11 protein-coding genes and 1 other annotated feature are annotated in these 11279 nt (G+C 53.9%); of the genes, 5 read left to right on the top strand and 6 right to left on the bottom strand.

Annotation, left to right across the window (positions count from 1 at the left end; all coding sequences use genetic code 11):
- Window positions 1-208: 208 nt before the first annotated feature.
- From clpB to rluD, 3 genes are all read right to left on the bottom strand, one after another.
- Window positions 209-2782 (bottom strand): ATP-dependent chaperone ClpB, encoded by a 2574-nt coding sequence (clpB, locus tag AC27FC_RS20590; RefSeq protein ID WP_023308864.1) that lies wholly within the window; start codon window positions 2780-2782, stop codon window positions 209-211.
- Window positions 2783-2911: 129 nt separating this feature from the next.
- A complete protein-coding gene (gene yfiH / locus AC27FC_RS20585; RefSeq protein WP_039263469.1) occupies window positions 2912-3643 on the bottom strand; it encodes a purine nucleoside phosphorylase YfiH in 732 nt (243 codons plus the stop codon).
- Window positions 3640-4620, bottom strand: coding sequence for a 23S rRNA pseudouridine(1911/1915/1917) synthase RluD (gene rluD / locus AC27FC_RS20580; protein ID WP_023308866.1), 981 nt, complete (start codon window positions 4618-4620; stop codon window positions 3640-3642). Before rluD ends, yfiH begins: the two co-directional genes overlap by 4 nt.
- Before the next feature lie 131 nt (window positions 4621-4751).
- Here rluD and bamD point away from each other — a divergent pair, with 131 nt between their 5' ends.
- The 4 genes from bamD to pheA all read left to right on the top strand — a co-directional run bounded on the left by bamD (window position 4752) and on the right by pheA (window position 7526).
- Complete coding sequence (bamD, locus tag AC27FC_RS20575; RefSeq protein WP_023308867.1) at window positions 4752-5489, top strand: outer membrane protein assembly factor BamD; 738 nt, start codon at window positions 4752-4754, stop codon at window positions 5487-5489.
- 268 nt (window positions 5490-5757) lie between these two features.
- Window positions 5758-6099, top strand: a complete 342-nt coding sequence (gene raiA, locus AC27FC_RS20570) for a ribosome-associated translation inhibitor RaiA (RefSeq protein WP_003863162.1) — start codon at window positions 5758-5760, stop codon at window positions 6097-6099.
- Between the two features lie 110 nt (window positions 6100-6209).
- Window positions 6210-6335, top strand: a sequence feature (Phe leader region).
- Window positions 6211-6258: a pheA operon leader peptide PheL gene (gene pheL, locus AC27FC_RS20565; protein WP_100249759.1), complete on the top strand. Its 48-nt coding sequence runs from the start codon at window positions 6211-6213 to the stop codon at window positions 6256-6258. Its footprint overlaps the feature before it by 48 nt.
- A gap of 30 nt (window positions 6336-6365) precedes the next feature.
- On the top strand, window positions 6366-7526 hold the full coding sequence (gene pheA / locus AC27FC_RS20560; protein ID WP_048977008.1) for a bifunctional chorismate mutase/prephenate dehydratase: 1161 nt from the start codon (window positions 6366-6368) through the stop codon (window positions 7524-7526).
- On the opposite strand, the gene AC27FC_RS20555 is transcribed toward pheA, so the two are convergent.
- The 3 genes from AC27FC_RS20555 to aroF are packed head-to-tail and all read right to left on the bottom strand — an operon-like array spanning window position 7523 to window position 10658.
- Window positions 7523-8395: an SMP-30/gluconolactonase/LRE family protein gene (locus tag AC27FC_RS20555; protein ID WP_196355034.1), complete on the bottom strand. Its 873-nt coding sequence runs from the start codon at window positions 8393-8395 to the stop codon at window positions 7523-7525. The two genes, pheA and AC27FC_RS20555, sit on opposite strands and share 4 nt — an antisense overlap.
- A 60-nt stretch (window positions 8396-8455) precedes the next feature.
- Window positions 8456-9577 (bottom strand): bifunctional chorismate mutase/prephenate dehydrogenase, encoded by a 1122-nt coding sequence (gene tyrA / locus AC27FC_RS20550; RefSeq protein ID WP_033146250.1) that lies wholly within the window; start codon window positions 9575-9577, stop codon window positions 8456-8458.
- Between the two features lie 10 nt (window positions 9578-9587).
- Window positions 9588-10658 (bottom strand): 3-deoxy-7-phosphoheptulonate synthase AroF, encoded by a 1071-nt coding sequence (gene aroF, locus AC27FC_RS20545; protein WP_033146251.1) that lies wholly within the window; start codon window positions 10656-10658, stop codon window positions 9588-9590.
- Between the two features lie 214 nt (window positions 10659-10872).
- Here aroF and AC27FC_RS20540 point away from each other — a divergent pair, with 214 nt between their 5' ends.
- Window positions 10873-11247, top strand: coding sequence for a DUF2799 domain-containing protein (locus AC27FC_RS20540; protein ID WP_167819640.1), 375 nt, complete (start codon window positions 10873-10875; stop codon window positions 11245-11247).
- Window positions 11248-11279: the final 32 nt, after the last annotated feature.

The raw sequence follows: 11279 nt of genomic DNA, 5'->3' as shown, positions 1-11279 counted from the left end.
GCTTTTCTCTGCTGACCCGGCGGCGTGTGTGCCGTTGTTCCGTGTCAGTGGAGGCGCATTATAGGGAGTTATTCCGAACCTGCAAGGGTAAAGTGAAAATTATTTACTAACTGCTCACTTTCCAGGCAAACCATACTCCAGACCTCAATTTTCGCCTGGTTTTTAAACAAAAACGAGCCGCAAGCAGCTCGTTTTTGCGTTTTGTGACTTACTGCACTGCCACAATACGATCGTCGTTGGCTTCCAGACGGATAACTTTGCCAGGGATCAGCTCTCCGGAGAGGATCTGCTGCGCCAGCGGGTTTTCGATCTGCTGCTGGATAGCACGTTTCAATGGACGCGCACCGTACACCGGATCGTAACCATTCTCGCTCAGCAGCTTCAGGGCCTCGTCGGAGATGTGAATTTCATATCCACGCTCTTCCAGACGTTTGTACAGACGCTGCAGCTGGATCTGCGCAATCGACGCAATGTGTTTCTCACCCAGAGGATGGAATACCACCACTTCATCAATACGGTTGATGAACTCAGGACGGAAGTTATGGCTCACGACACCGAGCACCAGATCCTTCATATGGCTATAGTCCAGTTCACCGAAACGTTCCTGAATCAAATCGGAACCCAGGTTCGAGGTCATGATGACAACCGTATTACGGAAGTCGACCGTTCTCCCCTGTCCGTCGGTCAGACGGCCATCATCCAGCACCTGAAGCAGGATGTTGAACACATCAGGGTGCGCTTTTTCCACTTCATCCAGCAGGATGACGGAATAAGGGCGACGGCGAACGGCTTCCGTCAGATACCCCCCTTCTTCATAACCAACGTATCCCGGAGGCGCGCCGACCAGACGTGAGACGGAATGTTTCTCCATAAACTCGGACATGTCGATACGTACCATCGCATCGTCGCTGTCGAACATAAAGTTAGCCAGCGCTTTACACAGCTCGGTTTTACCGACCCCCGTCGGTCCCAGGAACAGGAACGAACCAATCGGACGGTTTGGATCGGACAGCCCTGCACGACTACGACGAATAGCGTTCGAAACCGCTTCAACCGCTTCGTTCTGGCCAATCACCCGATTGTGTAGATCTTGCTCCATGCGCAGCAGTTTTTCACGCTCGCCTTCCAGCATGCGCGCCACCGGAATACCGGTCCAGCGAGCAAGCACTTCTGCGATTTCTGCATCCGTCACCTTATTACGTAACAGACGCATCGTTTTCCCTTCTGACTGCGTCGCTATCTCAAGCTGTTTTTCCAGCTCAGGAATTTTGCCGTACTGCAGTTCAGACATCCGCGCCAGATCGCCGACACGGCGAGCCTGCTCAATGGCAATTTTGGCCTGTTCGAGTTCAGCTTTAATGGTCTGAGTGCCGGAAAGGGATGCTTTCTCGGCTTTCCACTCTTCTTCCAGCTCAGAATACTGGCGCTCTTTATCGTCCAGTTCTTCATTGAGCATATCCAGGCGTTTCTTACTGGCTTCATCAGACTCTTTCTTCAGCGCCTGCTGTTCCAGCTTGAGCTGAATGATGCGTCGGTCGAGCCTGTCCAGCTCTTCCGGTTTCGAGTCAATCTGCATACGAATGCTCGAAGCCGCTTCATCAATAAGGTCGATCGCTTTATCCGGCAGCTGGCGGTCAGCAATGTAACGGTGTGAAAGCGTCGCTGCCGCAACGATAGCCGGGTCAGTGATCTGCACGTGGTGGTGCAGTTCATAGCGCTCCTTCAAACCACGCAGGATCGCGATGGTATCTTCAACGCTTGGCTCAGCAACAAACACTTTCTGGAAACGACGTTCCAGCGCAGCATCTTTCTCAATGTACTGACGGTACTCGTCGAGCGTGGTGGCACCGACGCAGTGAAGTTCACCGCGCGCCAGCGCAGGTTTCAGCATGTTCCCGGCATCCATCGCGCCGTCCGCTTTACCCGCCCCGACCATGGTGTGCAGTTCGTCGATGAACAGAATGACGTTGCCTTCCTGCTTCGCCAGGTCGTTAAGCACGCCTTTCAGACGCTCCTCAAACTCACCGCGGTATTTCGCACCGGCCACCAGCGCGCCCATATCCAGCGCCAGTACGCGGCGGCCTTTCAGGCCTTCCGGCACTTCCCCGTTAACGATACGCTGCGCCAGCCCTTCAACAATGGCGGTTTTACCGACACCCGGTTCACCAATCAGCACCGGGTTGTTCTTGGTACGACGCTGCAGTACCTGAATCGTACGGCGGATTTCTTCGTCACGGCCGATAACCGGATCAAGTTTGCCCTGTTCAGCACGCTCGGTCAGATCGACCGTAAATTTCTTCAAAGCCTGACGTTGGTCTTCGGCTCCCTGATCGTTCACGCTTTCACCTCCGCGCATTTTCTCAATCGCCTGAGTCACATTGGCGGTGGTCGCACCGGCAGATTTCAGCAGGTCGGTCAAGGTACCGCGTGATTCAAGCGCCGCCAGAACAAACAGCTCTGACGAAATAAAGTTGTCCCCACGTTTTTGCGCCAGCTTGTCGCAAAGGTTAAGCACGCGCACCAAATCCTGAGACGGCTGAACGTCGCCGCCGGTACCTTCTACCTGCGGTAAACGGCTCAGCGCCTGATCGATAGCGGTGCGTAACTGGCCAGCATTAATGCCAGCGGACGTTAATAAAGGACGTACCGATCCCCCTTCCTGATTCAGCAAGGCGCTCATTAAATGAAGAGGTTCGATAAATTGGTTGTCGTGCCCCAGTGCGAGGGACTGGGCATCGGCGAGAGCAAGCTGGAATTTATTAGTAAGACGATCCAGACGCATAACTCCTCCCATAACAGGTCAAATTTGCTACTGGAGATTAAATGAGGTCATCCCTCAATTATTCAAGGTTAATGACCTGAATTATGTGAAAAGAAAACGGCACGTACCGGATCGTCTTGATTCTTTAGGTTATATCAGCCAAATGAAACTTGCCATACGCCCCGTGGTCTTGTCGCGACGATAGGAGAAAAAATCACCCTTTTCGGTGAATGTGCAGCGATCGCCGCCGAAGATCTGCATCACGCCAACGTTATTCAGACGCTGACGGGCGAGCTGGTAAATATCGGCCAGATATTTATCCCCCGAAGGCAGGAAGGCTTCAACCGCTTGCGGATCTTTTTCCATAAAGGCTTCGCGAACCTCTGGCCCCACTTCGAAAGCGCGAGGACCAATGGCCGGGCCAAGCCAGGCCATAATATTGGCTGGCTCATCGCTAAAGCAGGCGACAGTTTCTTCGAGCACGCCTTCACACAGACCACGCCAGCCCGCGTGTGCTGCAGCCACCTCGGTACCTGCACGGTTACAGAACAGAACCGGCAGACAATCGGCGGTCATCACGGCACAAACGGTTCCCGGAGTATTACTGTAAGAGGCATCAGCACGTTTAGAAGCATAGGGTTCTCCCGTCAACTTCAGCACCGCGTTACCATGAACCTGTTCCAGCCAGACCGGTTTCGACGGCAAGTTCCCCGCAGCAAACAGACGTCGGCGGTTCTCTTCAACATGTTCCAGGTTGTCGCCACAGTGCGCACCGAGGTTCAAAGACTCCCACGCGCCCTGGCTAACACCGCCAATACGGGTTGAACTGCAGGCGGCCACGCCTGCAGGCAATGGCCACTCCGGGACAATCAGTTTGGTCATAACCAGTCCACTTGATCCTTATGTTCTTCGAAATCAGCACGCATGGCGTCAATAAGGTCCACCATATCCTGCGGGATAGGCGCATGCCATTCCATCTGAATACCGGTGATAGGGTGGTAAAGACGCAACATAGTTGCATGCAGCGCCTGACGATCGAATTTACGCAATACGCTGATGAACTCATCCGATGCGCCTTTAGGTGGACGCGGACGACCACCGTATACCTGATCCCCGACCAGCGGATGGGTAATGTGGGCCATATGCACGCGGATCTGGTGAGTACGTCCGGTTTCCAGACGCAGACGCAGGCGCGTATGAATACGGAAGTGCTCCATAATGCGATAGTGCGTCACCGCCGGTTTACCCATCGGATGCACCGACATATGGGTACGTTTGGTTGGGTGACGGCTGATTGGCTCTTCCACCGTTCCGCCAGAGGTCATATGCCCAATGGCTACCGCTTCATACTCGCGGGTGATTTCGCGCAGCTGCAGCGATTCCACCAGACGGGTCTGAGCTGGAACGGTCTTCGCCACCACCATCAAACCGGTGGTGTCTTTATCCAGACGGTGCACGATGCCCGCGCGCGGGACATCCGCGATCGGCGGATAATAATGGAGAAGTGCGTTAAGTACCGTACCGTCAGGGTTCCCCGCGCCCGGATGAACAACCAGGTCGCGCGGCTTGTTGATCACCAGAATGTCATCATCTTCATAGACGATGTCCAGTGGGATATCCTGCGGCTCGAAGCGGATTTCCTCTTCGATTTCAGCATTGATGGCGACAGCTTCCCCACCTAACACTTTCTCTTTTGGTTTGTCCCAGATCTTGCCGTTTACCAGCACGCGCTGGTCAAGGATCCATTCTTTTATGCGTGAACGCGAATAATCAGGGAACAATTCGGCCAAAGCCTGATCTAAGCGTTGACCGAGCTGATTTTCGGAGACTGTTGCGGTGAGTTCTACTCGTTGTGCCATAAACTGCTTCTTCGTTTAACGTTGGGTTTTACGGCTTTGCCGTTTAATATAGTGTGCTATTGTAGCTGGTCTTAATCGGGAGCAGGAACAGAGTTTCTCCCGGACAAACATTTGAGGAAAGTCAAAACGTCATGACGCGCATGAAATATCTGGTGGCAGCGGCCACGTTGAGCCTGGCTTTGGTGGGCTGCTCCGGTTCAAATGAACAGGTCCCTGACAATCCGCCGAATGAAATCTATGCGACTGCACAACAAAAGTTGCAGGACGGTAACTGGAAACAGGCGATAACGCAACTGGAAGCGTTGGATAATCGCTATCCATTTGGTCCATATTCGCAGCAGGTACAGTTAGATCTCATCTACGCATACTATAAAAATGCCGACCTGCCGCTGGCTCAGGCAACCATCGATCGTTTCATGCGTCTGAACCCGACTCATCCTAACATCGACTATGTGATGTACATGCGCGGCCTCACCAACATGGCGCTGGACGACAGTGCGCTTCAGGGCTTCTTCGGCGTGGATCGTTCTGACCGTGACCCGCAGCATGCGCGTGATGCCTTCAATGACTTCTCCAAGCTGGTGCGCGGCTATCCGAACAGTCAGTACGTGACCGACGCGACCAAACGTCTGGTGTTCCTGAAAGATCGTCTGGCGAAATATGAATACTCCGTAGCGGAATACTATACCCGTCGTGGCGCATGGGTTGCCGTGGTTAACCGCGTAGAAGGTATGCTGCGTGATTATCCGGATACTCAGGCAACGCGCGACGGCCTGAAGCTGATGGAAAATGCTTACCGTCAGATGCAGATGACCGCTCAGGCTGAAAAAGTGGCGAAAATCATCGCCGCGAACAGCAGCAACACCTGATATTGCCTCAATGCAAAACGGCAGCCCGAAGGCTGCCGTTTTTTTATTCATTTTAGCGCGTCGCTGAAGCGCTTAAGCCTCAACACATCCAGTCAACTATGGCCCCAATTTTTACCTTCGACAAGGTAAATCTCACCTCTTCCTGCCCTGCCTCACAAAAAAGATTCCCTGACAAAAACCGACAAAATAACGTGATCTAAATCACACATTTTGACATTAGGTCGGGTATGCTGGAATCACCAAGACGGAAAGACAAGAGGTAAAATTTATGACAATGAACATTACCAGTAAACAAATGGAAATTACTCCGGCAATCCGCCAGCACGTCGCAGACCGTCTCGCCAAACTGGATAAATGGCAAACTCATTTGATTAATCCACATATCATCCTGTCCAAGGAGCCGCAGGGTTTCATCGCTGACGCAACTATCAATACTCCAAACGGCCATCTGGTCGCCAGCGCAAAACATGAGGATATGTACACAGCAATTAACGATTTGATCAACAAGCTGGAACGGCAGCTCAATAAAGTGCAACACAAAGGTGAAGCCCGTCGCGCCGCAACATCGGTGAAAGACGCCAGCTTCGCGGAAGAAGTTGAAGAAGAGTAATCCTTTAAATTGAGTGTACCGCCAACGCGCCTTCGGGCGCGTTTTTTGTTTTTTATTGACAGGGTGAAAACAGTACGGGTACTTTAACGGTATCAATCACAGGATGACTTTATGAAACTTACGCCGTTCTTCTTCGCATTCTTTTTTACCTTCCCCTGAACGGGAGGCGTTTCGTCGTGTGATAAAGAATGCGAAGACGAACAACAAGGCCTCCCACACCGGGGGGCCTTTTTTATTGATAACGATAAAATGAGACAGGCAACACTATGACACCGGAAAACCCGTTACTGGATCTGCGAGTAAAAATCAGCGCGCTGGATGAGAAACTGCTGGCGCTGCTGGCCGAACGCCGCGCGCTTGCCGTTGAAGTGGGCAAAGCCAAGCTGGACTCCCATCGCCCGGTACGAGATATCGACCGCGAGCGCGATCTGCTGGAACGTCTCATTCAGCTCGGCAAAGTGCATCACCTCGATGCCCACTACATTACCCGGTTGTTCCAGCTCATCATCGAAGACTCCGTTCTCACTCAGCAAGCGCTGCTCCAGCAGCATCTGAACAAAACCAATCCACACTCTGCGCGTATTGCCTTCCTCGGTCCGAAGGGATCTTATTCTCACCTGGCCGCACGTCAGTATGCCGCACGCCATTTCGAAGAATTTATTGAGAGCGGCTGCGCGAAGTTTGCCGACATTTTTAACCAGGTTGAGACCGGCCAGGCGGATTACGCCGTCGTACCGATTGAAAACACCAGCTCCGGCGCCATCAACGACGTCTACGATTTGCTGCAGCACACCAGCCTGTCGCTGGTAGGCGAGCTGACGATCCCTATCGATCACTGCGTGCTGGTCTCCGGCTCAACGGACCTGAGCAAGATCGAAACGGTTTACAGTCATCCACAGCCGTTCCAGCAGTGCAGCCAGTTCCTGAACCGCTATCCGAACTGGAAAATTGAGTACACCGAAAGCACCTCGGCGGCGATGGAAAAAGTGGCGCAGGCTAACACCCCAACCGTCGCCGCGCTCGGCAGCGAAGCAGGCGGGGCGCTGTATGGCCTGCAGGTGCTGGAACGCAACCTGGCGAACCAGACGCAAAATATCACCCGCTTCGTGGTGCTGGCCCGCAAGGCGATCAATGTGTCAGACCAGGTGCCGGCCAAAACCACGCTGCTGATGGCGACCGGCCAACAGGCCGGGGCGCTGGTTGAAGCCCTGCTGGTGCTGCGTAATCACAACCTGATCATGACCAGGCTGGAATCACGCCCAATCCACGGTAACCCGTGGGAAGAGATGTTCTACCTCGATATCCAGGCCAACCTGGAATCTGCTTCCATGCAGAAGGCCCTGCGCGAACTGGGCGAGATCACGCGTTCCATGAAGGTGCTGGGCTGCTATCCGAGCGAAAACGTGGTCCCGGTTGACCCGGCTTAACGTTCGATGAACCGGCTTTTCTTCATCCCTGCCACGTTCACCGGCAGGGTGAATATGGCGCCGGAGAGCGGATACTTCGCCAGCTCGTCCGCGTCCATATTTTCCCGCGTGGTGGTAATAAACAGTGTTTTCATGTCATCGCCGCCAAAGCAGACCATCGTCGGGCAACGCACCGGCATGCGGTATTCTTCCAGCTGCTCCCCTTGCGGAGAAAAACGCGCAATACGCCAGCCGTCAAACAGCGCGCTCCAGTAGCAGCCTTCCACATCCACGGCAGCGCCGTCCGGTATCCCTTCGCCCTCTTTAAACTGACGAAACACCTCGCGCCTGCCGGGTTCGCCCTTCTCATCAAGCTGCGTTCGGTAAATAACGCCGTTTGGCGTATCTGAAGTAAACATCCATTGATTATCAGGGCTAAACGCTAAGCCGTTGTGCCCGTGAATATCGCACTGGATCACTTTCGGCGTCAGGTCGTTGTCGATGCGCATCAGCAGGGCACCGTTGTAATCTCCCGGCCCCCAAAACGTGCCCGCGTAGAATCGCCCCAGAGAATCGGTGCCGCCGTCGTTAAAGCGTGCGAGCTGTGGGTTAGAGGGGTTATCGCACACCTTGCGGCGCAGCAGGCCGTGTTTATCGGTCAGCCAGATACCCGTTCGCATCGCAACGATAAAACCACCCTGCTCGCGCAGCGCGAAACAGCCCACCTCCTCATGGAAAGAGAGTACGGTGTGTTCTGCCGTCGGCAGATGGTAGCGGTGGATCTCCCCTTCCAGAATATCGGCCCAGTAGAGCGCGTGCTCTTCTGCGCTCCACGTCGGGCATTCAGGCAGATGCCCGGTGTAATTCAACAGCAGCTGCGGTTCGGCCATGACAGTTCCCCAAAATAAAAAAAGCCAGCATTGCTGGCTTTCAGTATATACATCATCGCATTACTGGCGACTGTCATTTGCCTGGCGCAACAGCGTCCGGCTCTCACTCTGGAAACGCTGAGCGTAATCGCCAAACCAGTGCTCGACCTTGCGGAAGCTGTCGATAAACGCCTGCTTGTCTCCGTGCTCCAGCAGCGTAATGGCTTCACCAAAGCGCTGATAGTAGCGCTTGATGAGCGCCAGATTGTTCTCGGAGGACATAATAATGTCCGCGTAAAGCTGCGGATCCTGAGCAAACAGGCGCCCGACCATCGCCAGCTCCAGACGATAGATAGGCGAAGAGAGCGCCAGAAGCTGTTCAAGCTGCACGTTCTCTTCCGCCAGATGCAGACCGTAGGCAAACGTCGCAAAGTGGCGCAGCGCCTGAATGAACGCCATGTTCTGATCGTGCTCGACCGCGCTGATGCGGTGCAATCGCGCGCCCCATACCTGAATCTGTTCCAGGAACCACTGATAGGCTTCCGGCTGACGACCGTCGCAGTAAACCACCACCTGCTTAGCCAGGCTGCCGCTGTCCGGGCCAAACATCGGGTGCAGACCCAGTACCGGGCCCGTATGCGCAGCCAGCATCGCCTGTAGCGGACCATTTTTGACGGAGGCCAGATCCACCAGGATACAATCTTTCGGTAAAGCAGGAAGCTTTCCGATGATCTGCTCCGTCACGTGGATCGGCACGCTGACGATAACCATCCCGGCATCTTTCATGAGTTCCGGAGCATGCGCCCAGTCCTCTTTTTCCAGAATGCGCACCTGATAGCCAGAAAGCGTCAGCATTTTTTCAAACAGACGCCCCATCTGTCCTGCCCCGCCGACAATCACCACCGGCCGCAGGGACGGACAGAGGGTTTTGAAGCCCTTGTCGTTTTCGCTGGAATAGGATTCCCGCATCACGCGACGCAGAACATCTTCAATTAAATCCGGCGAAACGCCCAGCGCCTGGGCCTCTTTGCGACGAGAGGCCAGCATTGAGGCTTCGCGCTCCGGGACGTAAATCGGCAGGCCGTATTTGCTTTTCACCTCACCGACTTCGGCAACCAGCGCCATGCGGCGCGCCAGCAGGTCCAGCAGCGCCTTATCCACTTCATCAATTTGATCGCGCAGTGCGGTCAATTCAGCAACCATAACTAACCTCTTAAGCCAGACGCGTCGCCAGCTGGCCTTTCAAATCTTTGTGGATCTCACGCAGCAGCGCATCGGTGGTTTCCCAGCTGATGCAAGCATCCGTCACGGAGACGCCGTGCTTCATTGCACTGCGCGGTTGTTCAGATGATTGATTGCCTTCATGAATATTGCTCTCAATCATCAGACCGATAATCGAACGGTTGCCATCTTTGATCTGTGCGACCACGGATTCCGCAACCGCAGGCTGGCGACGGTAATCTTTATTTGAATTACCATGACTGCAATCTACCATCAGTGCCGGGCGCAGTCCCGCCTGCTCCATCTCTTTTTCACACTGCGCCACGTCCGCCGGGCTGTAGTTAGGTGCTTTCCCGCCGCGCAGGATCACATGGCCGTCCGGGTTACCCTGCGTTTGCAGGAGGCAGACCTGACCCGCCTGGTTGATACCGACGAAACGGTGCGGCATCGCAGCAGCGCGCATGGCGTTGATCGCCGTCGCCAGGCTGCCATCGGTACCGTTTTTAAAGCCAACCGGCATTGACAGGCCAGACGCCATCTCGCGGTGGGTTTGCGATTCCGTGGTACGCGCGCCAATCGCCGACCAGCTGAACAGATCGCCCAGGTACTGCGGGCTGTTCGGGTCCAGCGCTTCGGTTGCCAGCGGCAGCCCCATGCTGACCAGCTCCACCAGCAGGCGACGCGCAATCTTCAGGCCTGCTTCCACATCAAACGAGCCATCCATGTGCGGATCGTTAATCAACCCTTTCCAGCCGACGGTCGTACGTGGCTTCTCAAAATAGACGCGCATCACCAGATAGAGGCTATCGCTGACCTCCTCCGCTAACGCTTTAAATCGACGAGCATATTCAATGGCGGTTTCAGGATCGTGAATGGAGCAAGGACCGCATACCACCAGCAGGCGCGGATCGCGGCCGGCGATAATGTCAGAAATGGTCTGGCGAGAGTGCTCGATCTGAGCCTCCTGCGCGACGCTCAGCGGAAATTCCGCTTTCAGTTGATCCGGAGTGATTAACACCTGTTCGTCAGTGATATGTACGTTGTTCAGCGCGTCTTTTTGCATGATGGCGATCCTGTAAAGCTCGTTTGCGATAGTTGTATTCCTCAATGAGGTGAAACCACGATACCATAAAAAGTAAACATTTCAATCCAAAATACGTACACATTAGTTTACACAAGCCAATTTATTGCAAAAATCAGCCGATAAAAACGTAAACTTTAAATTACAGACAGATTTTCTTTAGCCAGGCTATGCTGAAGAAAAAAGGAGAATGGCTATGCGTTCAATTGCTCTCGCGCTGTTGTCGCTGTTTTTAACGGGCTGTCAGATCAATCCTTACACCTTCCAGCCAGACTGGACCAGCCCATCCTGGTTTGATGCAGGTAAAGAAGACGCCATGAATGGCCTGCCGGTTAAAGATAACCAGACCCTGGCCGATAGCTTTAACGACACACACGTTGATCGCAGTGAATATCTTCGCGGCTATGCTGATGGTCAGAAGAAAGTCTGCGAAGAAGGGTTTATTCACGCCTGGGGATTAGCAGGCAAATCTTTCCCTGCCAGTTGCGATACAGCCGAAAACGCGGCAAAACTGCGTTCGTCATGGCAGCAAGGGATGGATGAAAGTATGCGCTCCAGCAGACTGAATTAATCTATTTTTATCCACCGGAAAATAAACAACAG

Source organism: Enterobacter sp. C3_dUdeg (assembly GCF_057536195.1).
This window is presented reverse-complemented; position numbering and strand designations above follow the sequence as displayed.

Bases quoted from the DNA above. Each gene is read 5' to 3' on its own strand.
- clpB (WP_023308864.1), bottom strand. From the start codon at position 2,782: ATGCGTCTGGATCGTCTTACTAATAAATTCCAGCTTGCTCTCGCCGAT.
- yfiH (WP_039263469.1), bottom strand. From the start codon at position 3,643: ATGACCAAACTGATTGTCCCGGAGTGGCCATTGCCTGCAGGCGTGGCC.
- rluD (WP_023308866.1), bottom strand. From the start codon at position 4,620: ATGGCACAACGAGTAGAACTCACCGCAACAGTCTCCGAAAATCAGCTC.
- bamD (WP_023308867.1), top strand. From the start codon at position 4,752: ATGACGCGCATGAAATATCTGGTGGCAGCGGCCACGTTGAGCCTGGCT.
- raiA (WP_003863162.1), top strand. From the start codon at position 5,758: ATGACAATGAACATTACCAGTAAACAAATGGAAATTACTCCGGCAATC.
- pheA (WP_048977008.1), top strand. From the start codon at position 6,366: ATGACACCGGAAAACCCGTTACTGGATCTGCGAGTAAAAATCAGCGCG.
- AC27FC_RS20555 (WP_196355034.1), bottom strand. From the start codon at position 8,395: ATGGCCGAACCGCAGCTGCTGTTGAATTACACCGGGCATCTGCCTGAA.
- tyrA (WP_033146250.1), bottom strand. From the start codon at position 9,577: ATGGTTGCTGAATTGACCGCACTGCGCGATCAAATTGATGAAGTGGAT.
- aroF (WP_033146251.1), bottom strand. From the start codon at position 10,658: ATGCAAAAAGACGCGCTGAACAACGTACATATCACTGACGAACAGGTG.
- AC27FC_RS20540 (WP_167819640.1), top strand. From the start codon at position 10,873: ATGCGTTCAATTGCTCTCGCGCTGTTGTCGCTGTTTTTAACGGGCTGT.